The sequence below is a fragment of the Oscillospiraceae bacterium MB08-C2-2 genome (assembly GCA_035621215.1).
Classification (GTDB): Bacteria; Bacillota; Clostridia; order Oscillospirales; family Ruminococcaceae; genus WRAV01.
In genome coordinates, this window is sequence record CP141729.1 from 814,650 (window position 1) to 840,700 (window position 26,051).

The following is a 26,051-nucleotide window of genomic DNA, read 5'->3' on the forward strand; positions in this document are numbered from 1 at the left end:
CTCATTCGGCCTCCTTTGTGATATCCTTGTAAACGCCAAGAGGATAATGAGGAATCATGTTATCCTTCACCCAGCCCAGAGACTCCACAGGAGTCAGCCCCCAGTTGGTGGGGCAGGTGGAAAGAACCTCCACAATGGTAAAGCCCTTTTTCTGGGATTGCAGGGTGAAAGCCTTTTTAATAGCGGCCTGCGCCTTGCGGATATTAGGGATGCTGTTGACCGCAACACGTTCGGCATAGGCCACGCCATCCAGAGTGGCAAGCATTTCGCAAACCCGAATGGGATGCCCGGAATAAGCCACATCACGGCCATAAGGCGTGGTCTGGGTAACCTGACCCGGCAAAGTGGTTGGAGCCATCTGGCCGCCGGTCATACCGTAAATGCAGTTGTTAACAAAAATGATGGTGATGTTTTCTCCCCGGGTGGCTGCGTGAACGGTTTCAGCTGTACCGATTGCTGCCAGATCGCCGTCTCCCTGATAGGTGAAGATAATCCCCTCCGGCAAAGCCCGGCGCAGGCCGGTTGCAATGGCAGGCGCTCTTCCGTGAGGAGCCTGCACCATATCATATTTAAAAAAGTTATAGGCCATTACAGAACAGCCAACCGGTGCAACACCCACTGTATCGCCACTCAGACCCAGCTCGTCAATGGCCTGCGCCACCAGCTTGTGAATCACGCCATGTGTACAGCCCGGGCAATAGCTCAGGGGCATATCCGCCAGATCTCTGGGTTTTTGATAAACAATAGCCATTATTTTGCCTCCCCTGTGATTGCCTTGATTTGCGCAAGAACCTCAGCTGGTGTGGGGATAATACCGCCTGTATGGCCAAAGAAATGCACAGGCACTTTGCATTCCACAGCTAGGCGAACATCGTCCACCATCTGCCCCATGCTCATTTCAACAACCAAAACATTTTTGCAGCGCAGCCCGATCTCATTGATAATCTTCTTGGGGAACGGCCACAGGGTAATGGGGCGAATTAGCCCCACCTTGATGCCCTCACTGCGAGCCGAATTAACAGCACTGCGGGCAATACGGGAAGACGCACCGTAAGCTACGATAACCAGCTCGGCATCGTCGGTAAGATAGGTTTCAGCTTTAACCTCATTGGCCTCCACTTGAGCATAGCGGCCAAAGCGCTCGTTAATTTTAGCCTCCAGTTCATTGGCCTGCAAAAACAGCGAGTTGACTATATTGTGCTCCCGCTTGTTTTTATGACCACAGGCGGCCCATGGCTTTTCAGAGGGAACGGCTTTCACCTCAGGGAATTCCACCGGCTCCATCATCTGACCCAAAAGACCATCACCCAAAATCATGGCAGGCATCCGGTATTTTTCAGCCAGATCAAAGGCAGTGAAAATCGTATTGACCATTTCCTGCACAGTGGCGGGAGCAAACACAAGGACATGCAGATCACCGTGTCCGGGAGCCTTGGTTGCCTGGTAATAATCCGATTGGGCAGGCTGAATGCCACCAAGCCCCGGGCCGCCCCGCTGAATGTTTAAGATTACGCAGGGCAGATCACTGCCCGCAATATAAGAGATCCCCTCCGTTTTCAGGGAAATACCGGGAGAAGAGGATGAGGTCATCGTCCGAACACCGGCTGCAGCCGCCCCCAAAACCATGTTAATAGCGGCAATTTCCGATTCCGCCTGAAGATAAACGCCTCCGATTTTAGGCATACGCTTGGACATATAGGCACTGACTTCAGTCTGGGGAGTGATGGGATAACCAAAAAAATGCCGGCATCCTGCCTGAATGGCGGCCTCCGCCATGGCCTCGTTGCCTTTCATTAAAACTCTCTCGCCCATAATCTCACTCCTTTTCCACAGTAATGGCACTGTCCGGGCACATAAGTGCGCACATTGCGCAGGCAATGCATTTTTCCATTTCGATCACAGTCGCCGGGTTATAGCCCTTAGCATTGAGGCGCTGCTTGTCCAGAAAAATGATCTTCTTCGGGCAGACAGATACACAAAGGCCGCAGCCCTTGCAAACATCCTCGTTCACTGTCATTTTGTTTGCCATATATGACAACCTCCCTTTTACATCCATAAAAAGCCCTTACCAAGGCGTTTTAACATAAATATCCACAGGAAAAACAGCGGCCTTACCTGCCAAATCCGCCGCTATATCTCTTCTTGCAGCCGTTCCCAATAAGGGAAGCCCAGCCTGATCAGCCGCCGCCTGCGCAAATGGAATCGAACCCAAAACATCTTCTGCGGTTGTCTCCCCTGCCAGGTTTGAACAATTTACAACATGGGTAGCCGGAACCCGAGATGCCCCGTGAATCTCATCCAGCAGGCCTACAGCCTCCTGTGGGGTACGGGTTAAAAATCGAAAGCCGTTGACTACATAAAGCATGGCATAATCTTGGGATACAATATCGGCCGAATAACGCCCTAAGGCATAAGCCCCTGCATCATCTCCGCCAACATCAATAATCACTGTTTTATCGGAAACAAGCGCAGCACCCAGCCGGCCTGTCAGAGCCGGGATATCCAGATTCGAACTGGCATAAGCAGGCGCAATTAACTCAATGCCGAGCTTTTTAGCTTCACCCGACCAATCAGCGCTTCGAAAATATGGGTTAACGACATCCAGATCCGCCAAAACAACCCGGCGCCCCAATTTACTGAGCTCCACTGCCATATTGATGGAAACATTGGTTTTTCCACTGCCATAATGGCCGGTTACAACGACAATCCGGGGCAATACAGTATACAAACAGGCACCTCCTTGAAATATAAAAAACGGGCAGAGCTTGCCTGTGAGCCGCTCGTAACCCGCCATCGTATAAATATTCATATAGAAATTTATCAAACGGAATAAAAGCTTGACCCGTTTATTAAAAAATCAATAAGAGCACAGTGGCCAATTGATCCTTGCATCGATTTCAGAAGAAAGCAGTAAAACAAATGCTCAAGAAAACAATGCCCAGATTGAATGAGCTTTCAGGTTCTCAATCAATCCAGACATTATTATAACAAAATCTGTCTATTAAAACAAGATATTTAGCCACGTTTCATGCAAATCAGATAATCGGCTCCTCCTAAATCTCCATCGACTTCAAAAAAATGGATATTCTAATGCCATTTCAAGAATGAGCAAAGCGATTTCTTTTACACTTTTTTAAATTCAGGAGTTATGCAATTGGATTTTGGGGGTCTGATAATGGAATGAACGCATAAAAATACGGCTAACCTAATCTCCATGTATTCATATTTTACGAACAACCTCAGAAAGGGCGGTCTCCCTCAGAAGAACGCCCGCTTTAATATTTACCTTTAATGTCCATAATCTCCAAGAAATATTTGTAATATAATTTTTACCCAAACATAAGGATTTTAGGCCACTGAACGTTTCAAACGAAGCTTATCGCTGATCATAGCAATAAATTCTGAATTTGTAGGCTTGCCTCTGCCATTATGAATGGTGTAGCCAAAATAAGAATTCAGTGTATCCACATCGCCCCGGTCCCAAGCAACTTCAATCGCATGACGAATTGCTCTTTCTACACGGGAGGAGGTGGTTCCGTTCTTCTTAGCCACAGTGGGATAAAGCTGTTTGGTCACGGAATTGATGATTTCGGGTTGCTCGATAGCCAGAATAATAGAGTCACGCAAATAGTAATAGCCTTTGATATGCGCCGGAACACCAATCTGATGAATTATTTCAGTAACCATAATCTCTAAATCGGGTTGCTGACGGGAACTAGACTGGGTCACTGCGGACTCAACAGATTTTTGGCGGTTCTTGGAAAATTGAATAATACGCTCAATCATGATATCGGTATCCAAAGGTTTCAGGAAAAAATAAGTGGCACCATAGGCTGTCAGTTCTTTTTCAATAGCCGGGGAGTCAAAGCTGGACATTGTCATAAAAATAGGCGTTTTAACAGATTCATCTTTTTGAATATTCTGCATAACACCAATGGCATCTAAGTGAGGCATAAACACCTCCATAAGCACGATGTCAGGCTGCTGGTTTCGAATAGCTTCCAGTACCTTAATACCATGTTTGGATGCGAAAACAGTCTCATAGCCATAGGCTTTGAAGATTGCTGTGCATTTTGCAACGAATTCCTTGTCGTCTTCCGAAATAAGGACCTTCCACTTAGCTGTCATTTTCTCTCCCTCACTTACAATTAAATTGTCGCATTCTTTTTGTTTTCCATATATTTCCATATCCGCTAACAAGATACTACCATATTATGGAAGATAATACAAGGGTTTGTCAAATATTAATACTACCTATAAATTATACATTTTTTGGTAAATATGTCAATATTATATGCACTATTATTCGTTATTTTCGACATATTTCATTTTTTCATCCATGATTTCCGCAAAAATACCATACCCTCTTGTCGGATCGTTTACAAAAACGTGGGTTACTGCGCCTACGAGTTTTTCATTTTGGATAATTGGAGAACCACTCATTCCTTGCACAATTCCCCCGGTTTTTGCCAGAAGAGTAGGATCAGTCACACGAACTACCATATTTTTAGTTGGCGAATTACCACTGTAATTTACCTTTTCTATCTCAATTTCAAAGCTTTGAGGCTTATTTCCCGAAAGAGTGGCTAATATTGTGGCTTTTCCCGGCACAATCTCCTGTCGAAAAGCCATTGGAATGGGGTCTCCGCACAAAAGAGGTTGAACGAGGGAGCCAAATATACCTTGATCACAGTTATACTTAAGTTTACCAATGGGTGATTCTCCTGCAAACGTGCCTTTCAATTCCCCCGGTTTTCCAGAAAGTCCGGCATTTACTCCCGAAATGTTTACATCTAAAATTTCTCCTGAGGAAAGCGGCATAACATTACCCGTATCCACATCACAAATAGCATGACCCAGTCCTGCAAAGGAAAGGCTTTCCGGATCGTAATAAGTGAGAGTCCCTATCCCTGCTGAACTATCCCGAACCCAGATACCCGCTTTATAGCTGCTGTCATACTCCGATTGAATTGGTTGTAAATATAGCGTCAGGGGGCTGCCTTCTCTTTCTATAGAGAACTTAACCTCGGCTCCTTCACTTTCAGATATGAATCTGGCTACATCCGAGTTTCGTGTAACCGGCTCATCATTCATGGTGAGAATAATGTCACCGATTTTAATACCTGCGTTTTTAGCAGGATTGATATTTTCAGTTCCCACCTGTATATCGCTCATGCCAACAACCATAACGCCCTCAGTAAACATGGTAATACCAAAAGGAACCCCTCCCGGAACCACGATACGCCGGGAAGCAGGGGCTTGAACCTCTTGCACCGGGGCTTCTTCAAAAAGATTAAGCCGGAGGCTATAGGCCTCCCCTTGGCTGTCATAAATCTTGGGCGAAAAATCAGTCAGCCGGGTGGAAATCAAAAGATTGGAAGTAATACAAAATTCACTGCCTGGTTCCACATAAAAATTATCCGGAAGTGTGGACTGAACCAGTAGGATCAGGGTCATCAGTGAGGCCACACCTGCGGATAACAATCCAGTCAAGCCTTTAACTATTTTTTTCATTTTTTTGCTGCACTCCTAAAGTGTATACTTATTGCCTATCCAAGAAACGATGACTCTCGGAAACACACACCAATTAAATGTGCATTTGCCTTTAAAGGCTTGGCGAGAATGTTTTGCTTATCAATTTCCGAATTTTGCTGGAAATGATAAAAAATTTTAATTATCGATCAAAATATTTAAATGGCTTCGAGTCTAAAAACCATAAGAATCTAAACTCAAGCCTTTTCATAAACAAAGCGGTTAGAATGCTCTGTTTTTCTAAAAGAGATTCTGCCGCTGTATAATTACTTTGCCTCAAAGGCACTTTGATTATTTGAGTAAAAATTATTGCAATTACCCTGAAATTCTCTGTTTTGTCACAAGGTTCTAGCTTTTCAAAAACATTTCTCGAGTATAACAGCCGACCATCTTTTTTGAAAGGATCAAGCAATAAGCTGAAGAATTTCTGGTATATCTTTCTTTTAATTTATTGTTATCTGGAAGTGTATGATATAAAAAAGCTCTTTTTAAAAAAGAGAGCATTCTAAAATAGGCGATACTCTATATGGTCGTTTTATGAATGCAGCAATGGCATTGGTTTAGATTTTGCATTTTGGCATTTTACAAGAAAATGGCTAAAAATCGTTGTAGCCATAGATTCCATATAACTATATACTCATATAGATTCAAAACTGCTATGCAATTTTGAATCTGCGGACTTCGCCCGCAAACACGCATTGCGTGCAGATGAGTATGAAGTGGGTATAGACCGCCTATGTCGGTTAGCGGCAGATTGCCGCTGTTTAAAACCACATTGTGGTCTTAAACCTATACAACTATAGTATCTGTTTTATAGACAGTGTTCATCCGTGTTATATACTGTCGAAGACTGCCAGTTATTTCTTGCAATCCCTTGGTTGATACAGTATAATAATTACCGTATCTGTAAATTTTTTTGGCAGTGGGCTGTGCTTTTGCAGCAGAATCAAAAGCAATTTCGGATTCCGGGATTAAAAAAAACGAGGTGCAACTTTGAAAATTCTAGTAATAAATGCAGGCAGCTCATCACTTAAGGGCAAGCTGTATGATATGCAGACTCAGCAGGCATTAGCCGAAGCAAACTGCCAGCGTGTTGGCTTGAATGAGAGTATTATAAAATATGTGGGGCTTTCAGGAAAAAAAGAGATTTTCCACAGGAGTTTGCCTACCCATAAAGAAGCTTTAGAGGAAATTCTACAGCTTTTTACCACGGGGAAAACCCAAGCCATTGGTTCGATCAAGGAAATTGCCGCTATCGGCCACCGCTTGGCTATGGGTGGTGCAAAATACGTTAAATCGGTGCTCATTGATAAAGAAGTCGTTTCCACTTTATATGAACTGGGTGATGTGGCTCCTCTTCACAACCCGGTGCAGGCACGAACCATTGAAATTTGCTGGCAAGTGTTTGGCAGCGATTTGCCTATGGTTGCAGTGTTTGATACAGCCTTTCACCAGACCATGCCCCAATCCAATTACATGTTCTCTCTCCCCTATGAATACTATAAAAAATACAATCTTCGCCGTTACTGTTTTCACGGAATGTCTCACCAATATGTCAGCGAAGCCTATGCCCAGCATACAGGAAAGGATATTTCCCAGCTGAACCTGATTACCTGCCATATGGGCGGCGGCTCCTCTATCACAGCGATTAAAGGTGGAAAATCCATCAACAACAGCTTCGGCTTTGGTATTGGCGAAGGCCCTATGGGCGGAACACGAGCCGGCACCGTGGATTATACCGCTCTGAGCTATATTATGAAAAAAGAAAACCTTTCTTTCGATGAGGTGGAGGATGTACTGGCCCGGGAATCGGGTATGCTGGGTGTATCAGGGATTTCCAGCGATGAGTATGAATTGGAGAAGCTGGCCCTTGAGGGAAATGAAAGAGCCAAACTGACTCTGGATATCTTCGCTGTTCAGATCAAACGGTATATTGGTTCCTATTTTTTTGAAATGGGCAGCCTGGATGCCCTGATTTTCACCGGAGGCATCGGCGAAAACTCTGATTATATGCGCCGTCTGATTTGCGAAAACCTTGAAGAAGTGGGCATCTCTCTGGATCAAGAGGCCAATGTGGCATTTAATCGGCAAGTAGGCAGAATCTCTAGCCCTGATGCAAAAGTGGATATTTGGGTTATCCCCACCAACGAGGAATGGGTTATAGCCAACGATACCTTTAAAACTGTTAAGTCTATATAATGTCTTGAATGTATAAAAAGAATCGCCCGTTTCAGGTTTGCGGCCTGAAACGGGCGATTCTTTTTATTTGTGCAGCCTATTCTTACTGCATACTCAAATAACGCTTTGCGTTTCGCGTTTTACCCTATGATTGAAAACTAAAATGGTTTTCAATCTATTTGAGTATATCATAGCAAAGTTTAATATTTTTTCTGACGCCTTTTTTTGTTGAACATACGATAGACATTGATCCCCACCGACAAGAGAATGCCAAACAACAGAAGCATAGGAACCAGCATTCTGGAATACTGCTCGTTGGTGCTGAGCAGCTGCGTCCACATGGAATCCATCAGCAGGTTTGTTTCTCTGGGCATTTCATTGAAATACTCGAAAGTATCCATCAGCTCCTCGGGCGGATAGGCAACGGAAGTGATCACTTCCTCATCCATTAGTTCAAGAGCACCGGAATTGGGAATGGCATAGCCGATGTATTCGCCGTTGGCAGCGCTGATTTCCGGTTCCGCCATAAAATTAATATACATTTGGGCAGCAAGCGGATTCGTGCTTCCCTTGGGGATACACATGGCATCCACAAATTTATTGGTTCCCTCTTTAGGGATTGCAAAGTCCAAATCCGGATTTTCATCCATCATGGTCACTGCATCTCCGGCATAATAGGGTGCCAGCGCCGCTTCTCCCCCCAGCATTTTGTCAAAGATTTCATCCATGACATAGGCCTGCACCAAGGGCTTTTGCAGCTTAAGCTGCTCCAAAGCGTCAGCCAGCTCGTCCTTGTTCTCAGTGTTGAGAGAATATCCCTCCCGGGCCAGCGCAATACCAAAGGCATCACGTGGGTTAGAAAACATGAGAATCTGGCCATAATATTTTTCATCCCACAGAATATCCCAGCTGTCTACCTCATCAAACACCATGGTGGTGTTATAAATGATACCCACCACGCCCCAAGTATAGGGAACGGAATAGCGGCTTTCCGGGTCATAGATGGGATTAAAAAAATCAGGCAGAATATATCGCAGATTAGGGATTTTTTCAGAATCCAATGGCAGCAGCATATCCTCACGGATCATCCGGGCAATCATATAATCTGAAGGAATGATCACATCATAGCTGGCACCCCCACTGCGAAGCTTAGAATACAGCTCTTCATTGGTTGCAAAAGTGGAATAGTTTACCTTGATGCCAGTGAGATTTTCAAATTCCTTGTTAATATCCACCGAATCATTGCTGCCATCGGAAATATATTCGCCCCAGTTGAACACATTGATGGAAACATTCTGCCCACGAAGCTGGCTGTAATATTCTTCATCCACAGGCTCTTTCAGCTCGGCAAAGGCCGGCACTGAAAGACTGATCATCAAGGCAAAAGCGGTAAGCGCAGACATCCATTTACGCAATGCTTCCACCCCCTGTCTTGAGGCGCCGCATTTTCTTTTCAGCACGGCTGTCGTGGAGGTTGACCAGCAAAAGCACAGTCAAAACAATGATAAAAATAATAGTCGAAAGAGCGTTAACCTCCGGGCTGACCTTGCGCCTGGTCATGGAAAAAATGGTAATAGGCAGGGTCTGGGAGGTTGCACCGGAAACAAAATAGCTGATGATAAAATCATCCAGCGACATGGTCAGCGAGGTGAGAAACCCAGCTACAATGCCCGGCATGATATCCGGAACCACCACCTTGCTGAAGGCCTGCCAGTCGTTGCAGCCCAAATCCAGTGCAGCCTCGTAAATGCTGGGATCCATCTGGCGCAGCTTAGGCATGACATTGAGAATCACATAGGGAATGTTAAAGGTGATGTGCGCCAATATCAAGGTAGGAAAGCCGAATTCCAGCGGAATGTTCATTTTGCTTTTGAAGAACACGAACAGAAGCATCATGGAAACGCCGGTGACAATTTCCGGGTTGATAATAGGCAGATAGGTGAAGTTAAGCACCAGCATTCTGGGAACCCGCCGCATATTGGAAAGGCCGATGGCGGCCGCTGTTCCAATGATGCAGGCAATGGCAGAGGAAACCAATGCAATCACCAAGCTGTTCCAAAGAGAACCCATAATCATTTCGTTGGTAAAGAGCTTTTTGTACCAATCCAGCGTAAAACCAGTAAAATATGCCCGAGACTTGGATTGGTTAAAGGAATAGGCAATCAGCACCACAATGGGCAGGTAGAAAAACGCCATCATGACGCTGATATACGTTTTAGCATACCATTTCATTTTTCTCACAGCAGCATTCCCTCCATTTCTTCCTCATCACCAAACTGGTTGAAGATACTCATACAAAGAAGGATGAGCACCATCAGCACGAGGGAAATGGCCGAACCCAAGTTGGGGTTATAGGCGTTGCCGAGAAACTGCAAGTCGATCAAATCACCGATGAGCAGGTTGCCGCCGCCGCCCAGCATGCGAGAAATCAGAAAAGTGCTCACCGCCGGAACAAACACCATAGTCACACCAGTGCGGATTCCAGGAGCGCTCAGAGGCAGCACTACACGGTAAAAAACCAATACCCAGTTGGCACCCAAATCCTGTGCCGCTTCAATGGCTGTATTCTGAATCTTGGTCATAATGGAATAGAGCGGCAAAATCATAAAGGGCAGATAGTTATAAACCATTCCCAGCACCACAGCGCCTTGGGTGTTGATCATTTGAAAAGGCCCAAGCCCTATATACCCAAGCAAGCGGTTAATCAGCCCCGTGTTTTCCAAAAGGGTCATCCATGCGTAGGTGCGCAGCAAAAAGTTCATCCACATGGGCAAAATGGCCAGCATCAGGAGCGTTCTCCTGCCACTGCCGCTGCTGCGGGAAATAATATAGGCAAGAGGATAGGCAATCACAAGGGAGGCAATGGTTGCCACCGCCGCCAGCCAGATAGAACGCATCAGCACAGGGGTAAATTCGCTGACATGGGATATGTTGGCCAAAGTAAAGCCGCCGGTTTCACCATCTGTAAACGCAAAAACCGCTACCAAGAGCAAAGGTACAACGATAAAAATGATCATCCAGACAATATAGGGGGAGGCAGTCCATTTTAATTTCATTTATGCCTCCTCCATTTTTTTCATGATGTGAATATCGTTTGGCTCGATGTTCATACCAATGAGCGTCCCCACTTCTTCACTTTTGGTGGAATGAATCATCCACTTGATGCCATGGGCATCTACAGTCATTTCAAAGTGCACGCCTTTAAAAATAATGGATTCAACTAAACCGTTAATCTGGCCGGTCTGAGAGGGAACCACCTTAATATCCTCAGGGCGGATAACAACATCTACCTTTTCGTTTTCCTCAAAACCCTTATCCAGACATTCAAACTGAACGCCAGCAAATTCCACATAATAATCCCGAAGCATCATACCATCCACAATGTTGCTCTCGCCGATAAAATCCGCCACAAAGGCATTGGCCGGCTCGTTGTAGATATCCTGCGGGGTTCCGATCTGAAGAATACGGCCATCCTTCATAACCACCACCCGGTCGGACATAGTGAGGGCTTCTTCCTGATCGTGGGTAACATAAATAAATGTAATGTTCAGGCTTTGCTGAATTTTTTTCAGTTCCACCTGCATCTCCTTGCGGAGCTTAAGATCAAGCGCACCTAGAGGCTCGTCCAGCAAAAGAACCTTCGGGTGATTAACCAGCGCCCGGGCAATGGCTACCCGCTGCTGCTGACCGCCTGAAAGCTGGTGTACATTACGGGATTCATACCCAGCCAGATTAACCAGCGCCAGCATTTGCTTAACCCGGTCTTTTCGCTCATTCTCAGGTATCTTTTTTATCTTTAAACCAAATTCCACATTCTCAAAAACGTTTAAATGCGGAAACAGTGAATACTTTTGGAAAACAGTGTTAACCTGTCTCTTGTGAGGCGGCAGATCGTTTATTCTCTTTCCGTCAAAGAAAACATCGCCCTTTTTGGCATCCATAAAACCGCCAATGATGCGCAGGGTTGTGGTCTTTCCGCAGCCAGAGGGTCCAAGAAAGGTCACGAATTCTTTGTCGTGAATTTCGAGATTAATTCCATCCAGCACCTGTTCGTCATCATAATCCGCATAAATATCCTTCAAGGATACAAGCACTTTTTCTTCCAACTATACATCCTCCTTCAAATATTCCGATTTATATTTCAATACAAAATATAACATATTTCGGGAAAAAGTCAAGAAAATCTGCGATTTTTCGGAAATTTCTTAAAGGAGAGTCTTGTTTGTTCTGTTTTGCTATATAAATTGCTGGTTTTTCTCTGTTTTCCTTCTTCAGTAATTTCAATTATTTTGCCAGCTATAAAAAGAAATCATACATCTTATTTTAAGAACCGTAGATGTCTCACAGACAATGCAAAATTATAAAAGCAAAGCTTGTATAATGATAATTACATAAATATGAATTTTATAAATGACATCGTTCAATAAATATGATAAAATGGTATTGATAACCAATTACATTTCAGGAGGTAGAAATAGCAATGCATTTTGAACAGATGAATGACCACTATAAGAGCAAGCATTACCCCAAGGGTTCCGTCTTTGCAAGATTGAATACTGAAAATAAGAAGTCGTCTGTGATTTTGTTGGTGATGCTGGTATTGTTTGCGGCGGCCTTGGGAGCAGTTCTTATTTGGGAGATTGCTTTGACAGCCGGATATGCAGGTGAAGGTAATAGCGAAAGCGTGAAAATAGGCATCATTCTTTTGAGTATTACAGGCTTCTTTTTTTTGCTTTGCATTCTCGGCATCGTGTTTTCTGTAAAGAATTTTCGCAAGGGTGTGGGAGAGATCATAGAAAAAGCTATGATTTCAACCGGCTTAAGCGAAGAGGAACTGAAAGAATTTGACCGTCAGGCCATGGAGCCTTCCAGCTATATTCTAAGATTTAAGAGCAAGCTGGCAGCCGCTGTCGCCGAGCAGCAGAACGGCATTCTCACAAAGGATTATCTCTGGCTGGGGAACACCGCAAATGAAATTATGAAATGCCAAGATATTGTTGGCGTTTGTTTTTATCAATGGTCTTTTTATGTAAACAAACGCAAAATATGGTGCCGAAGCATCTCTGTTTTGAACCGTCAGGGTACGGCTGCTTCTGCGGAGGCTTCCGAGGAAAATGGGCTTGCATTTATAGAACTGCTGACTGCTGCATACCCGCACATACATATAGAAAAGAAGCTTCTTTCCGAGGGAAAAGAATACGATGATTGGCGCAGCAGTCTGCTAAGCCAAGTGTAACTTGCATTCTCCCTTCGTGGGATGGTTTTGAGTTTCCTGTTTCTCATAAAAAGAGACGGACTTTCTGCTTACGCAGATCGTCCGTCTCTTTTTGTATTCGTTTAAGAAAAAGCTTAATCCAGTATGTAATCCACCTGTTCCAACTCTTTGAGACAGTATTTGTAAAACCGCTGGTAAAGACTGTTGCCCCGCTCAATATAAAACTCCTCGCCAGGACGGCTGGCAAGCTTGGCGAAAACATCGCCCACACATTCCTCAGAGCTGGCATGGGTGCGCTCGCAGAGAATATAAAAGGAGAAAGAAGCCATATCACTGATGATGGCATAAAGCTCCTTGGAGCTCTCTTCCAGAATTTCATAAAATACATTCAGAGCAGTCTGAGATAAAATGGAATTGGGTGAGCGATGCTGTATCACCAGATTCACCACATAAGAATACAGAAGAACCTGCTGGGTATAATCGGGGGCATCCAGCTCTGCATCTCTTGAAATAATTGTGCCTTCCAGGATACCCTTGGCAAAGGTTGCACCCAATTTTCTGGCTTTATCTATATTGCCTGTTTCCCGCTGGCGCATATACTGGCGGGCAGCCCTCTCGGCCGTATCTTCCCGAGGGAAAGGGGAAGAAAAGGATTCCGGTGCTATTTTAATGTCTTCATCTCCCGCCACTGCAAACATCAGAGGTGAACCCTTGCGCTGATTTGCAAAAAAGGCCAGAGACGATAAAAGCGCCAACAAAAGCAGCAAAGTGATGTACATAATTCAGTCACCCTTATCTTTATATTTTCTGCGCAGGCTGCTCAGATTCCCCAAGCATCTCCCGAAGCGCCCGAGAAAGCTGATCGGGGCAGGAGGTTCCTTTTCCCGAGCAGGAAATCCCCGCCAATTTATCAATCACAGCCTGAATGCTTTCTCCTTTAACCAAGGAGGAAATCCCTTGCAGATTGCCATTGCAGCCACCCACAAACTGAACGTCTCGAATAATATCGCCCTCAGCATCTATCACAATTTTCCGGGAGCAAACACCGGTAGGGCAATAGATATATTTCATAAGATTTTTCCTCCAAAATAGATACCAAAATGATAGTTCGCAAGGTATACAGGATTGACCCTGCCCTATGTAACGGCAGCACATATGGGCCGCCGCAGCCCAAATGACTGCTTGTTGCGATCATTCGAGCATATAAAGCTACACTATCATATTATACCCTTTTCGACAGTTTCAGGCAAGAGAAGCGAAAAATTTTCCGTTTTTGGAGTGGTCTTTAGCAAGGCATCGCTGCTTCTACCACACTGACTCTTAAAAGAAGACCGGAAAACCTAAGCCTTCAATCAAATCGGCTATTTGGAGCTTATCCATATCACCTCCGGTTAAAGCCACAATTCCCTGTCTGCCATCCACGCTGACAAATTCAATCCCGGGGATTGCTTGAATTTCTGCGGTAATTGCATCCTCATCTTTTTTATCGTTGATTCCCTGCACATGGAGTATCACTCCGTTTTCCATCTTTAAAAGCTCCTTTCAATATTTATGCCGGACATGCTGCATTCATTCGCAAATGCAGCTTCTATTACCATTTAAATAGTATAAATAATCGATCAGGTTTTCTACCGGGCAATTTGTTTTTCATATGATTTCTATAGTCAATGACACACAATGGATGTGCGACAGACAAAACTAACAATCAGAAAATATTCTGACTGATTGTATTGTGTCCATTCCGATATGAAATGCACAAGCCAAAATATGCAAAGGATTTTGCAAACAAAAAAGGATGCCTGCTTATAGCAGACATCCTTGAAAGTATACTCATGCTGTTTAAAACCACGTTGCGGTTTTAAGTCGACACAACGATAAAAGCACTATTGCAAATGCGGTTAGAACCAATTACTCTTCGTGTTCAAGAAGGCCGTAATCGCCGCCCTGACGTTTATAAACCACCGAGATTTCGCCATGAGTGCTGTTGCGGAACATAAAGAAGCTGTGCCCCAGCAGATTCATCTGAAGAATTGCCTCCTCCACATCCATGGGCTTGAGGTTAAAGTGCTTGGTTTTCACAATTTTGTAATCTTCTTCAGTACCTACATAATCCTGCTCATAGTCATTGACAAAAGCAGACTTGCGCATTTTCTTTTCCAGCTTGGTTTTGTTTTTGACAATTTGCTTAAAGAGAGCATCCACCACCGCATCCAGAGAATCCAAACGGTCGCCAGTGGTTTTTTCTGCCCGGAAGATCATGCCGGAATCTCTTACAGTCACCTCCACCGTCTCTCTTGAGCCTTCGTTGGTTACAGTAACATAAGCCGCTGTATCCGGTTCAAAAAAGCGATCCAGTTTGGAAAGTTTCTTCTCCAAACTCTTTTTGAAAGGGTCCCGTATGGTGGTATTCCTTGAAGTGATATGTACCGTCATGATTCATCGCCTCGTTTCTGTTATAATGTTCCAGCTTGTCCTGAAGCCTTTAACAACTGGAACCTTATTTATAGTATACCATAAGAGGCACAAATCAATCAACGGTTTTATATAAAAACACAAAAAGTTCAGATATTTTTCATTTTAGGGTCACAGATGCATGGCGGGTAACGTGGCATCCCATATTTACAGCCACGGGCAGACTGGCAATATGAGCGGCAAAGGTTTCAATATGCACGCCCAAAGCGGTGGTATCGCCGCCGAAGCCTTGAGGGCCAATGCCGGTAGCGTTGATTTCCCCCAACAGGCGGCTCTCCAGCTCCGCATACAGGGCATCTGGATGGCTCTGCCCCACCGGGCGGCATAAAGCCTTCTTGGCCAGCTGAGCGCATTTTTCAAAGCTTCCGCCCATACCAATCCCTACAATAACCGGCGGGCAAGGATTGCTTCCTGCCGTTTTAACCCAATCGACAATCCAAGCACAAATAGCATCCACCCCAGCCGATGGATTGAACATACGGATTGTACTCATATTCTCACTGCCTGCCCCTTTGGGTGCCACAGTGATGTGCAGGCTATCCCCGGGAACTATTTGAGTGTGGATGATAGCAGGGGTATTATCCTGTGTGTTAACACGGCGCAAAGGATCGGATACCACCGAAAGGCGCAGATAGCCTTCCAAATAGCCCTGCCGCACTCCCTCATTGACAGCGTCATACAGGCTCCCACCTGTAATATGAACCTCCTGCCCCAGCTCCAAAAAGATCACAGCGAGGCCGGTATCTTGGCAGATGGGGATATCCTCTTTACCTGCCAGCATGTAATTGCCAATCAGATCAGAAAGCACCTGCTGGCCCAAGGGATGGGTTTCACGGCCGCAGGCAGTATGCAAGGCCTGCTGAATATCGCGGGGCAGCTCCTTGTTGGCACGGATACACAGCGCCTTGACTGCTGCGGTAATATCCGAGGCGTGGATTTCTCTCATAGCCCTTCCCCTTCCTATACGATTCGGCAACCGTCGATAAACACCATAGCCGGCTTGGTTTCCACCGACAGGGGCAAGCCCCCTTCAAGCACCACCAAATCCGCATCCTTACCGGGAGTCAGCGAGCCAATACGGTCAAATAAATCCGCTGCCTTAGCCGCATTGCAGGTGATGGCCTCCAATGTCTTTCGCTGGTCCAGCCCATGGGTGGCGGCTATAACCGCAGACATAACCAAATAATTAGCCGGAACCTCGGGGTGATCGGTGGAGATGGCAATGGGAATACCCGCCTGCGCAAGCTTGGCGCAGTTATCGGGAACCATGTTCCCCAGCTCCGGCTTGCTGCGGGTTCCCATGAGAGGCCCGCAAATCACATCCGCGCCCATCTCAGCCAGAACATCCGCAATCATATGCCCCTCCGTACAGTGGATGAGGGAAAAAGAAAAACCGAATTCTTTGGCGATTCGGATGCCGCTGAGAATATCATAGGCCTGATGGGCGTGGATATGCGCCCGAATCTGCCCGGAAAGCAGTGGGACAAGAGCCTCACACTTAGCATCGTATTCCGGTTCCTCCAGCTCATCGTCCTCTGCCGCAGCCTCGCAATCTTCCATGTAGCGCTTGGCCTTGCTCAGCTGCTCCCGAATCAAGGCGGCAGTGGCCATCCGGGTTACAGGTGCCTGATTCTTATGCCCATAGCACATTTTCGGGTTTTCGCCAAAGGCGAATTTGATAGCCAGTGGCTCCCGGACCACCATACGGTCAATCCAGCGACCGTGATTTTTGATGGCACAAATTTGTCCCCCAATGGGATTGGCGCTTCCCGGGCTGACCACCGAGGTGGTAACCCCCGACTGTGCGGCCTCCGCAAAGCAGCGATCAAAAGGATTGATGGCATCCAGCGCCCGCAGATGGGGGGTAATGGGGTCGGTATCCTCGTTGCCGTCATCCCCTTCCACACCAAGGCTGTCCCCAAACAGCCCAAGATGGGAATGTGCGTCAATGAAGCCCGGCAGCAAGAGCTTGCCCTGCAAATCGATCATCTCGCCGCCATATTGGTCGGGGCAAGCGGTCATCGGGCCAAGGGCCGCAATTTTATCCCCCTTAATCAGAAGGAAACCCTCGGGTATATCGGGTCCATCCATAGTGAGAAGCTGTGCATTTATAAAAAGCATGGCAGTTTTTCCTCCAAAAGTGCAGTAACCGCTCTGAGCGGTTTAGGACAAGTATAAAAGGCAGACGTGCCCGGGGGCACCCCTGCCTATAATAAAAAACAAATTAACGGGAAGAGCCTCCACGGCGGTTGGTAGAGCCTTTGCGAAGGTTAATGGATTTTTTAAGATCCAGCAGCTTATCATCACTGGATTGCTTAAACTTGGTCAGCATATCCTCAAAAGGCATTCCCTCTGTGCTTTGAGAGCGGGATTTCCATTCAAAGTTATCTGTCCGGGGGCCGCTGGTAGAGCGCCGCGGCTGATAAGATTGCTGCGGGGGCGGATTATCCTGCGCTTTCTTGATGGAAAGGCTGATTTTGCCATCTCCGGCAATGTTGAGAACCTTTACTTTAACCTGTTGATCGGGTTTCAGGAAATCGCTGATTTCCTTCACATAGGTGGTCGATACCTCCGAGATATGTACCATCCCGGTTTTGTTGCCCGGCAACTCGATAAATGCCCCGAATTTGGTAATGCCTGTGACCTTACCTTCGATAATAGTTCCTACCTCAAGCTGCATATTGTAGAATAATCCTCCTAAAAATTTGCTAACATAAATCCTTGCTTTTTAATTGCCGGAAACATCGATAAAGACACGTTCTTCAGGGGCCACATAATCCAGCTTATCCCGTGCCACCCGCTCAATATAATCTTTATCGTCACCAATAGCAAGCTGGCGTTCCAGCTCTTTATTGGCTATGCGCTGCTGCTCATATTGAACCTGCAGCTGGGCCAGCTCCTTTTTGCGCTGGCCAACCGAGACCTGCATGTCGATCAAAACAACCGAGGCATAAATCACGAAGGCAAGGAGCATCAAACGAACTATTAAATTTTTAGTTTGTTTTTTCTTCTGCGCCATTTTTTCGACTCCCTGACTTTTGGCTTTCCACGATTTTTTATACGAAAGTCTTTGTACTGATTATACAATAGAACAACCCTTGTTTTCAAGCGATATTTGAGTGCTTTAATACATTTTTTCAGAATTATTTTTAAATATCCGAAAGGCATAAGTATTATTTTGACAAAATGATACACCAACCACCAAATGGGTCGAATAATAAAGCGGTAAATAAACCGCAGGATTGCCTTTATCACCCGGATTATCACTTTGGAAATATTCATAACCAGCCGGCCAGCCGTAAAATAATAAAGAATAAAACCGAGCAGCTCTCCCACCAGAATGAAAAAACGAATTTGCCCATCCACCTGCTGCATCATAAACCCAAAGGTGACTACCCCACACAGCAGAAAAAACAGCATGTCTTCTGCAAAGATGATCCCGTTGCTTAGAGGCGCTGCCACCCGGCTGATGCGAAAAAAATCAAACAAAACGCCCAATGCGGCCCCAATAAGCAGCGACTGCAAAAAGGTGATGGTTTGGTCTGCCAGATATACCACCAAAGCCTCTTCTCCCCTTTTCAGCGAAATAGCTTGGCAAAAAAGCCGCCCTTATTGGGCTTTTGATCGCTGTAACTGAGAGAATCAATTTCTCCCTCCATGGTCAGCTCACCGGTATCCACATCAATTTTATTGATATGCAGATTATTCCCCCGAACAGTCAGTTCCCCCTGCTCGGTAAAGGCGACCACCGTTTCTTCATTAAAGCTGTCAATATCCATCACACCGCTGATGGTCAGGTTTTTGCGGTTTTCCATAATAATGTTATGCTGCATTTTCAGGACTCTTTTTTCGTCTGCCATGTTGCTCACACCGCTCCCTTCATTTGCTTCTTGCAGGGCTACAGCATGTATATGCAAAAAAAGGCCGAGGTATACGCACCAAACTTAAAATACGTTTATTTTGGCTTTGTCCATTGCTTTAACAAAAGGCACCATGCGGATTTTTTCACTTCCCCCTGATTGTGCAGAATCTATAGGCCCAATAGAAAATCCCCTTCTGCACCAGAAGGGGATTCATCATTATGGAAAGTCATTCAACAATTTCGTAAAGCTCACTGGCACCCTCTTTATTCACATGCTCAGTAACCTGCAGCACACGAACCTTGAGGCCACGGGCACCCAGCTGAATTTCCAGCAGATCGCCGGGCTTTACTTCATAAGAAGCCCTCGCTGCTTTTCCGTTGGCGCTGATGCGCCCGGCATCACAGGCTTCATTGGCAATGGTACGCCGCTTAATCAGGCGGGATACCTTTAAATATTTATCCAAACGCATGGGGATTTTCCGTCCTTTTCTGGCATAATCTCTGCAAAGCACCCGAAAGCAAAGTCTGCTTCTTTATGGTACAATGCGAAAAAAGCCGCCCCAAACAAGGCGGCTCTGATCAATATACCAATCAGTCAGCGACAGCTTCCTTAAGGGCTTTACCGGCTTTAAACGCAGGCAGCTTGCTGGCAGGAATGGGCATGGGCTCCTTGGTTCTGGGGTTGATGCCTTTTCTGGCAGCACGGGATTTTACTTCAAAGGTGCCAAAACCAACCAGAGAAACCTTATCGCCATTAACCAGAGCATCGGTAATGGCTTCAATAACAGCAGTAACCGCCTTTTCGCTATCTTTTTTGGTGAGTTCGGATTTTTCCGCTACAGCACTAATCAATTCTGCTTTTGTCATGTTAAATAACCTCCATAAATTTGATTATTCTTTTATTTTTGCCTCTCTCCAGAGGGTATCCAACAGCTCAATAGAGCTCCCGGGCATATTAATACCCCGATCCTTGGCCAAACCTTCTACAACCGAAAAGCGGTGAATGAACTTATCACAAGCTTTTCCCAGAGCATACTCCGGATCTATCTCCAAAAAGCGGGCTACATTAACAACACTAAAAAGCAAGTCGCCCAACTCTTCTAAAATATGGGCGGAAGACTGTTCCTTTATAGCCTGATCCAGTTCCTCCACCTCGGAGCGCATATCCCGAAAGGCTCTTTCTACATCGGGATAATCAAACCCAACCTTTGCGGCACGGTGCTGCACTTTGGCACTGCGCATCAAAGCAGGCAAAACTCTCGGCACATTTTCCAGAACCTCTGTCTGTGTGGTTTGTCCCTTGGTTTGCTTTTTGATATCCTCCCAGTTGCTGAGAACCTCTTTGGCTGTATCGGCTTTACCATCTCCGAAGATATGCGGGTGACGAACAATCAGCTTTTTACAGATATCATTGCAGACATCTCCAAAGTCAAAGCTGCTCTGTTCCTCCTCCATACGGGTATGAAACACCACCTGCAGCAGAACATCACCCAGCTCCTCACGGAGAAGAGCGGTATCGCCGCTGTCAATGGCTTCAACAGCCTCGTAGGTTTCTTCTATAAAATTCTGGCGAATGCTTTGATGAGTCTGCTCTCGATCCCAAGGGCAACCGCCCTCTCCCCTGAGCAAGGCCATGATCGCAAGCAGATCTTCTATGGTATAACTATCCTTTAACATAAAAGCCATTTTATACATCCTCAAAGCAAAACCGCATTTTATAAAACCTAACTTATCTTAACCTAAAAAGGAGAGTTTTTCAAGTATTTTCGCAATTTTTTTGCCATTTGGAAGCAACAATGCCTCTTCGCGGGTGATTACCTTTAATAATAATATAAAAACGAGATAAATGGCACCCCCAATTCCAATGGAAAGCAACACCCCAAACCGGGAATCAACCCGGCTGCTGAGTATTCCAAAGGAAGTATGGGCAGCCAAACCGCAAAGTATTCCGCATATTAAAGGGATTATAAGAGTAGATTTTATTTTCAGGTCAAGTCCTGTATGCTTTTTGAGGGAAATCAGGCTGCCGATAAAAATAAAACCGTAGCAAACCAACGTTCCCCAAGGGGCTCCGCCGATGTTAACAGACGGTATAGCCACCAGAATATAGTTGGTTATCAGCTTGAGAACAGCACCCACAGACATCAAAAGCACCGGAACATGTACCTTGCCAATGGCCTGGTGGATGCTGGTTAAAGGAGCGTTGACCGCCAGAAAAACGGCGCTTATACCCATAATCCGCAAAAGAGGCGCCGCAATTGCCACCTCCTGAATGCGGTTGGAATAAAGAAGGCTGAGAATCGGGTGGGATAAAGCAGCAATTCCCAAACCAGCCGGAATGGCCAAGAGCGCCGCCAGTTTGACTACCGAGCGAATATTCTCTCCCGCTGCTGCCCGCCTGCCCAAGGCCCAGTTGGAGGCAATGGAGGGCAGTGCACTGACTCCAAAGGCACTGGTGATAGCCGGCACCAAATTGAAAATGGAGATAGTAAGCCCCGAATAGGAGCCGTAAAGATACACAGGCAGATCTTCTGAGGCAATGCCCGGAGGAAGAAGCCCACTGTAAAGGCTCCGAACCGTATCCCCACCCAGAGCAACAGCCGTCTCCAGCCGCTTCATGATTGATACAAGATCGATCACCGAGGTTAGCTGCGCCATAAGAGAGCCTGCGCACACCGGCAGAGCAATGAGCAGCAGAGACTTGAGCAAACGGGAGGCACTGTCCACCTTCTCACCGGAAGGCCCTCTGCTTTGCGCCAGTTTGCTCTTTTTAGCGGTAACAAGCAAATACACAGCACCGGCCAAGGTGCTCACGCTAACCCCCAGCATTGCACCTGCGGCTCCATAGGGCATAACCGCAAGCTTTGCAGCATCCGCATTTTCAACCACTTGGCCAAATACGGCACCTGTCTTTTCATAGTCTTTTAAACCCAGATGGATAAACAGGTAAGCAAAAAAAATACCAAAAATCAATTTGCAGATCGCTTCTACAATTTGCGAAACGGCAGTGGGCAGCATGTTGCTCATCCCTTGAGCGTAGCCTCGAAAAACAGCCATAACACAGCAGAAAAACACAGCAGGAGCAATAGCCAGCACCGCCAGATACGCATTGGGATTGCCCACCCAGCCAACAAAGGTTTTGGCCCCCAGCACCAGAGTCAGACTCCCCACCCCACCGGTAATGAGAAAAAAAGCCACCGAAAGGCGCCGAATTTTTTCTACGTTTCTATATTGGCCCCGAGCGGCATTTTCCGAAACCATTTTGGAAACAGCCACCGGAAACCCGGCAGTGGAAAGTAGATTGATGATATTGAATATGCTGTAGGCAGTCATGAAATAAGCCATGCCGGTTCCCCCCAAGATATTGGTCAGGGGGATTTTATAAACAGCACCAATTACCTTCACCACAACCATAGCGGCCGTGAGAATCATGGCTCCCTGCAGAAAATTCTGTCGCTGCGCTTTCGGCAATACCGACACCTCGCTTCGTGGTTATTCTCACTGCATACTCAAACAACGCTTTGCGTTTCGGGTTTTACCCGATGATCGAAAACCACTTTGGTTTTCAATCCATTTGAGTATACTGAATAAATATGCCGGGGGACCGGAAGGATATGCCCGCTCCAACCCAAATCAGGGAAAAAGCAATGGAAGAATCCGGCGAAAACCGCAAAAAGGCGGGGAGATTCCCCGCCTTTTTAAACCTGTGAAATTCAAGCAGTGTGGAATAATGTCTTAGAAAGGCATTTCCCCGTCCTCGCCAACCTCCGGCTCCTCTTTGAGCTGTGTGCCGCAGCGGGCGCAGTAAAAAGCACTTTCCTCGTTGTATTTTCCGCAATTTTCACAGCGGCAGATATTTTTAAAATCAAGGATTTTCTTTTCCACTTCGGCCAGCCTCTTGCGCAGCTTATCAACCTCGGCAACAGCCACATCCACCAGCTCACCAAAATCTTCCTTGCTTTTTTGCGCTTCGTAAACAATGGCACCCAGCTTGGCATAGGCACGCTCAATATCCCAAGTGATCTGCTTGGCCTGATATTTCAGCTTGCTGACCTCTACAACCTCGGTGGTTTTCTTTCCGGCAACATCGGCTGCCCATTTGGCCCCGAAGAGAACATCATCCATAAATTCTTCCAGCTTGCTCATATGGTTCTTCCTTTCCCGTTTTTTGCCGGCAAGTGCAAAACCGGCGGGATTGCCCCGTTAACCAGCCCTAAAAAGACCGATTCTGATTATATACCAGTATAGACTGAAACGACAGCCCTTTCAAGAGCTTTTTCGTCTTTTTTAATAAAGAATCAGGCTATTCACCAATAAATTCCCGCAAAAGGCTGTTTTGGGGGATCAAATGATAATCCACCTTTTCAAACATGGTCAAGGCTCCAAATATCCGTTCCAACTCAGGGTATTTTTGATAAGCCCCATCCCCCAGTGTTTCCAAAAGGCCGGAGAGCAAATCATACCAAACACTGACCTCATAATCAATGGTGTTATCCATTTTCAAATCCACATCATCCCGGAAGGGATCAATGTTGGCCTTTTCCCCTTCCACTACATTGTACCACTGGCGCAGAGTAGATTCAGGGGGATAATTGCGAAATTTATGATCCCGTACAATACGCCGTATCAGACGGATATCCTTCGGTTTAAGAACATCCTGCTCGCCGCAGACAAACTTGGTGCGCACGCTGACATACAGGCGAAAAATGCTTTCCCGGGGAATATGGCTCAGCACCATAGGGTTGAGAGCGTGAATGCCCTCCATAATCAGCACATCACCGGGGCCTGTTTCAATCAGATGATCCATAGAGCTTCTGGAGCCGGTGGTAAAATCATAGGTAGGGAAATAAGTTTTTCCCTTCTCAAAAAGCTGATCAAAGCAATCATTCAGCAAAGATAAATCCAACGCATGAATGGATTCCATATCCGGGGAGCCATCCGGCAGTTTGGGGTATTGCTCAATTCCCAGAAAAAAATTATCCATGGAAATTACTCTAGCCCCTACCCCTTGGGCAATGAGGCGATGTTTAAGCTTATGGGCTGTAGTGGTTTTGCCCGAGGCCGAAGGCCCGCAGAGAAGCACAAAATTCAGTCGGTCAAGCCCCTCCTTGATCAAGGTTGCCGCCTTAAAAACCTGTGCGTTGTAATATTCCTCCGAAGACCGCACAAAGGTTTCTTGATCCTTGGCGGCCATACGGTTAACGGTATCGATATCCAAGCGAGAATATTTCAGCTCATGTATGTCTCGCATATAGTTCCATCACCCTTTCCTTGCGTGCTAGTATTTCTTCAAAGCGCCCAATATATTCATACGGGAACTTATAGTTAAAAACACGTTCCAGCTCGCCTGTTTCCGGGAAATACAGCTTTGTGGAAGCCCCGGCCCCCACTGCCAGAATGGTTTGGGTTTCGTTCATAATGCAGATGTTGTAGCGCCCCTCGTGGCCGGGCAGGCAGTAGCCGGTGTTTTCCAAGCTTTCGATAGTCGCCTTCTGGCGGTAAAGATAATAAGGCAGATAACCCGCAGAAGAAAGAGCTTTCCGGGCATAATCCACCATAGCCCCGGGCCTAGCAATTTGAGAGTGTTCCTCCTCACGCAGAGCCGAGGAACGCTTAACAGTCAAGGTATGCACTGTGACATTCTCCGGGCGAAGCCGGATAATCCGATCCATAGTATGGCGGAAGCCCTCCTGTGTATCGGTGGGAAGGCCGGCAATGGTATCCATATTCACGCAGGCAAAGCCCACCTGACGGGCAAGCGCAAGGCTTTGCTCCACCTGATCAGCGGTGTGCCGCCGCCCGATGGCCTCCAGAACGCTGTCATTCATGGTTTGGGGATTGATGCTGATGCGCTTTACCCCCATATCACGAATGGTCTCCAGCTTTTCCCGGGTAATGGTATCCGGGCGGCCAGCCTCTACTGTATATTCCAGCAGGCCAGAAAAATCAAAGCTTTGCTCCACTGCCTCCATGATTTCTCTTAATTGAGCGGCGCTGAGGCTGGTGGGGGTTCCCCCGCCCATATAAACCGTTTGGAGGGTAAGCCCCAGACTTTTGGCCACCTGACCGGTATAAGCAATTTCCTGGCAAAGAAGGCGCACGTAATCGGGCACCAACTTAAAGGTTTTTTCAATATCGTGAGAAACAAAGGAACAGTAGCTGCACCGGGATGGGCAAAAGGGGATGCTGATATAAAGGCTGAAGGTTTTAGCTCCACCCTCTCGGATAACCGGCTCCTCCGCCTGCCGAACAGCGGCAGCCAGAGATGCCTTTTCGGGGGAAACCAAATACCGCTCGGTCATTTCCCGGGCAATTTCTTGATCAGGAACCCCCTGTGCCGCTAGCTGGTGGCACAGCTTCACCGGGCGAACCCCGGTAAGAATGCCCCACGGAAGTGTAAGGCCCGTCATCTCAGAAAGCAGCCTATAAAGCATACGCCCCGCCAAAAAATCCCTTTGCTGAGGCTCGGGCTGTTTCGGCAAAAGCTGCTCCAGTTCTTTGTGTTGTGCGCCTAGAGCAACCCGGACAGCAAGGCGGCAGCCCTGTTCTGTAGGCTCCAAGGCTGCAAATATCTCGTTTTGCTCCGGCTCCTGCGAAATGCGGATGCCCACCGGCGCAAACATCCGGGCCAGATTTTCGATTTCATAGCGCAGGGCTTCGGGGGTCACCACCAAGGAGGTGGGGTATATTGTCTGTTGATCCAAAAGGCTTCCTCCCTGTGGGAATAAATTAGAATATAGACTTATGTCAAACAGTGATTAAAAATCCATGATTTTTAATCACTGTTTTAAA

At 46.4% G+C, this 26,051-nt stretch carries 29 protein-coding genes; 2 read left to right on the top strand and 27 right to left on the bottom strand.

Going from position 1 to position 26,051, the window contains the following annotated elements; all coding sequences use genetic code 11:
• Position 1: 1 nt before the first annotated feature.
• The 6 genes from U6B65_03545 to spoIVB form a co-directional block, all read right to left on the bottom strand.
• Entirely contained in the window at positions 2–751 is a 750-nt protein-coding gene (locus tag U6B65_03545; GenBank protein ID WRS28216.1) for a thiamine pyrophosphate-dependent enzyme, read from the bottom strand.
• Positions 751–1,812 carry a 3-methyl-2-oxobutanoate dehydrogenase subunit VorB gene (locus U6B65_03550; protein ID WRS28217.1) on the bottom strand — a complete coding sequence of 354 codons (1,062 nt, stop codon included), beginning with the start codon at positions 1,810–1,812 and terminating at the stop codon, positions 751–753. The genes U6B65_03545 and U6B65_03550 overlap by 1 nt, the downstream gene beginning before the upstream one ends.
• Before the next feature lie 4 nt (positions 1,813–1,816).
• The gene (locus tag U6B65_03555; protein ID WRS28218.1) at positions 1,817–2,029 is read right to left on the bottom strand and encodes a 4Fe-4S binding protein; all 213 of its coding nucleotides are present in this window, start codon (positions 2,027–2,029) and stop codon (positions 1,817–1,819) included.
• 36 nt (positions 2,030–2,065) lie between these two features.
• Positions 2,066–2,728 carry a ParA family protein gene (locus tag U6B65_03560; GenBank protein WRS28219.1) on the bottom strand — a complete coding sequence of 221 codons (663 nt, stop codon included), beginning with the start codon at positions 2,726–2,728 and terminating at the stop codon, positions 2,066–2,068.
• Between the two features lie 620 nt (positions 2,729–3,348).
• Positions 3,349–4,128 carry a sporulation transcription factor Spo0A gene (gene spo0A / locus U6B65_03565; GenBank protein WRS28220.1) on the bottom strand — a complete coding sequence of 260 codons (780 nt, stop codon included), beginning with the start codon at positions 4,126–4,128 and terminating at the stop codon, positions 3,349–3,351.
• A gap of 174 nt (positions 4,129–4,302) precedes the next feature.
• Positions 4,303–5,514, bottom strand: a complete 1,212-nt coding sequence (spoIVB, locus tag U6B65_03570; protein ID WRS28221.1) for a SpoIVB peptidase — start codon at positions 5,512–5,514, stop codon at positions 4,303–4,305.
• A gap of 1,011 nt (positions 5,515–6,525) precedes the next feature.
• Here spoIVB and U6B65_03575 point away from each other — a divergent pair.
• Positions 6,526–7,731, top strand: coding sequence for an acetate kinase (locus tag U6B65_03575; GenBank protein WRS28222.1), 1,206 nt, complete (start codon positions 6,526–6,528; stop codon positions 7,729–7,731).
• 179 nt (positions 7,732–7,910) lie between these two features.
• Here the strand turns inward: U6B65_03575 and U6B65_03580 are convergent, their stop codons facing one another.
• The 4 genes from U6B65_03580 to potA are packed head-to-tail and all read right to left on the bottom strand — an operon-like array spanning position 7,911 to position 11,816.
• Complete coding sequence (locus U6B65_03580) at positions 7,911–9,125, bottom strand: ABC transporter substrate-binding protein (protein WRS28223.1); 1,215 nt, start codon at positions 9,123–9,125, stop codon at positions 7,911–7,913.
• Positions 9,118–9,942 carry an ABC transporter permease gene (locus U6B65_03585; GenBank protein WRS28908.1) on the bottom strand — a complete coding sequence of 275 codons (825 nt, stop codon included), beginning with the start codon at positions 9,940–9,942 and terminating at the stop codon, positions 9,118–9,120. The genes U6B65_03580 and U6B65_03585 overlap by 8 nt, the downstream gene beginning before the upstream one ends.
• 5 nt (positions 9,943–9,947) lie before the next feature.
• Positions 9,948–10,766 carry an ABC transporter permease gene (locus U6B65_03590; GenBank protein WRS28224.1) on the bottom strand — a complete coding sequence of 273 codons (819 nt, stop codon included), beginning with the start codon at positions 10,764–10,766 and terminating at the stop codon, positions 9,948–9,950.
• Complete coding sequence (gene potA, locus U6B65_03595) at positions 10,767–11,816, bottom strand: spermidine/putrescine ABC transporter ATP-binding protein (protein WRS28225.1); 1,050 nt, start codon at positions 11,814–11,816, stop codon at positions 10,767–10,769.
• Positions 11,817–12,190: 374 nt separating this feature from the next.
• Here potA and U6B65_03600 point away from each other — a divergent pair, with 374 nt between their 5' ends.
• Entirely contained in the window at positions 12,191–12,946 is a 756-nt protein-coding gene (locus U6B65_03600; protein ID WRS28226.1) for a hypothetical protein, read from the top strand.
• 113 nt (positions 12,947–13,059) lie between these two features.
• On the opposite strand, the gene U6B65_03605 is transcribed toward U6B65_03600, so the two are convergent.
• From U6B65_03605 to hemZ, 17 genes are all read right to left on the bottom strand, one after another.
• Positions 13,060–13,704, bottom strand: coding sequence for a hypothetical protein (locus U6B65_03605; GenBank protein WRS28227.1), 645 nt, complete (start codon positions 13,702–13,704; stop codon positions 13,060–13,062).
• Positions 13,705–13,723: 19 nt separating this feature from the next.
• The gene (locus tag U6B65_03610; protein ID WRS28228.1) at positions 13,724–13,996 is read right to left on the bottom strand and encodes a TIGR03905 family TSCPD domain-containing protein; all 273 of its coding nucleotides are present in this window, start codon (positions 13,994–13,996) and stop codon (positions 13,724–13,726) included.
• A gap of 249 nt (positions 13,997–14,245) precedes the next feature.
• A complete protein-coding gene (locus U6B65_03615; protein ID WRS28229.1) occupies positions 14,246–14,452 on the bottom strand; it encodes a heavy-metal-associated domain-containing protein in 207 nt (68 codons plus the stop codon).
• Positions 14,453–14,833: 381 nt separating this feature from the next.
• Positions 14,834–15,358 (bottom strand): ribosome-associated translation inhibitor RaiA, encoded by a 525-nt coding sequence (gene raiA, locus U6B65_03620; protein WRS28230.1) that lies wholly within the window; start codon positions 15,356–15,358, stop codon positions 14,834–14,836.
• 139 nt (positions 15,359–15,497) lie between these two features.
• On the bottom strand, positions 15,498–16,343 hold the full coding sequence (locus U6B65_03625; protein ID WRS28231.1) for a fumarate hydratase: 846 nt from the start codon (positions 16,341–16,343) through the stop codon (positions 15,498–15,500).
• Between the two features lie 14 nt (positions 16,344–16,357).
• On the bottom strand, positions 16,358–17,518 hold the full coding sequence (locus U6B65_03630; protein WRS28232.1) for an amidohydrolase: 1,161 nt from the start codon (positions 17,516–17,518) through the stop codon (positions 16,358–16,360).
• A 103-nt stretch (positions 17,519–17,621) separates the two neighbouring features.
• Positions 17,622–18,077 (bottom strand): S1 RNA-binding domain-containing protein, encoded by a 456-nt coding sequence (locus tag U6B65_03635; protein WRS28233.1) that lies wholly within the window; start codon positions 18,075–18,077, stop codon positions 17,622–17,624.
• A 48-nt stretch (positions 18,078–18,125) separates the two neighbouring features.
• Entirely contained in the window at positions 18,126–18,416 is a 291-nt protein-coding gene (locus U6B65_03640; protein ID WRS28234.1) for a septum formation initiator family protein, read from the bottom strand.
• Positions 18,383–18,955 carry a spore cortex biosynthesis protein YabQ gene (yabQ, locus tag U6B65_03645; protein ID WRS28909.1) on the bottom strand — a complete coding sequence of 191 codons (573 nt, stop codon included), beginning with the start codon at positions 18,953–18,955 and terminating at the stop codon, positions 18,383–18,385. The genes U6B65_03640 and yabQ overlap by 34 nt, the downstream gene beginning before the upstream one ends.
• 20 nt (positions 18,956–18,975) lie before the next feature.
• Positions 18,976–19,230 carry a sporulation protein YabP gene (gene yabP / locus U6B65_03650; GenBank protein WRS28235.1) on the bottom strand — a complete coding sequence of 85 codons (255 nt, stop codon included), beginning with the start codon at positions 19,228–19,230 and terminating at the stop codon, positions 18,976–18,978.
• Between the two features lie 256 nt (positions 19,231–19,486).
• A complete protein-coding gene (locus U6B65_03655; protein WRS28236.1) occupies positions 19,487–19,729 on the bottom strand; it encodes an RNA-binding S4 domain-containing protein in 243 nt (80 codons plus the stop codon).
• A gap of 121 nt (positions 19,730–19,850) precedes the next feature.
• Positions 19,851–20,126: an HU family DNA-binding protein gene (locus U6B65_03660; GenBank protein WRS28237.1), complete on the bottom strand. Its 276-nt coding sequence runs from the start codon at positions 20,124–20,126 to the stop codon at positions 19,851–19,853.
• Positions 20,127–20,150: 24 nt separating this feature from the next.
• The gene (gene mazG, locus U6B65_03665) at positions 20,151–20,945 is read right to left on the bottom strand and encodes a nucleoside triphosphate pyrophosphohydrolase (GenBank protein WRS28238.1); all 795 of its coding nucleotides are present in this window, start codon (positions 20,943–20,945) and stop codon (positions 20,151–20,153) included.
• Positions 20,946–20,993: 48 nt separating this feature from the next.
• A complete protein-coding gene (locus U6B65_03670) occupies positions 20,994–22,730 on the bottom strand; it encodes a polysaccharide biosynthesis protein (protein WRS28239.1) in 1,737 nt (578 codons plus the stop codon).
• A gap of 264 nt (positions 22,731–22,994) precedes the next feature.
• On the bottom strand, positions 22,995–23,405 hold the full coding sequence (locus U6B65_03675) for a zinc ribbon domain-containing protein (protein WRS28240.1): 411 nt from the start codon (positions 23,403–23,405) through the stop codon (positions 22,995–22,997).
• Between the two features lie 157 nt (positions 23,406–23,562).
• A complete protein-coding gene (locus U6B65_03680; protein WRS28241.1) occupies positions 23,563–24,510 on the bottom strand; it encodes a nucleoside kinase in 948 nt (315 codons plus the stop codon).
• Entirely contained in the window at positions 24,494–25,963 is a 1,470-nt protein-coding gene (gene hemZ / locus U6B65_03685) for a coproporphyrinogen dehydrogenase HemZ (GenBank protein ID WRS28242.1), read from the bottom strand. The genes U6B65_03680 and hemZ overlap by 17 nt, the downstream gene beginning before the upstream one ends.
• Positions 25,964–26,051 lie beyond the last annotated feature (88 nt).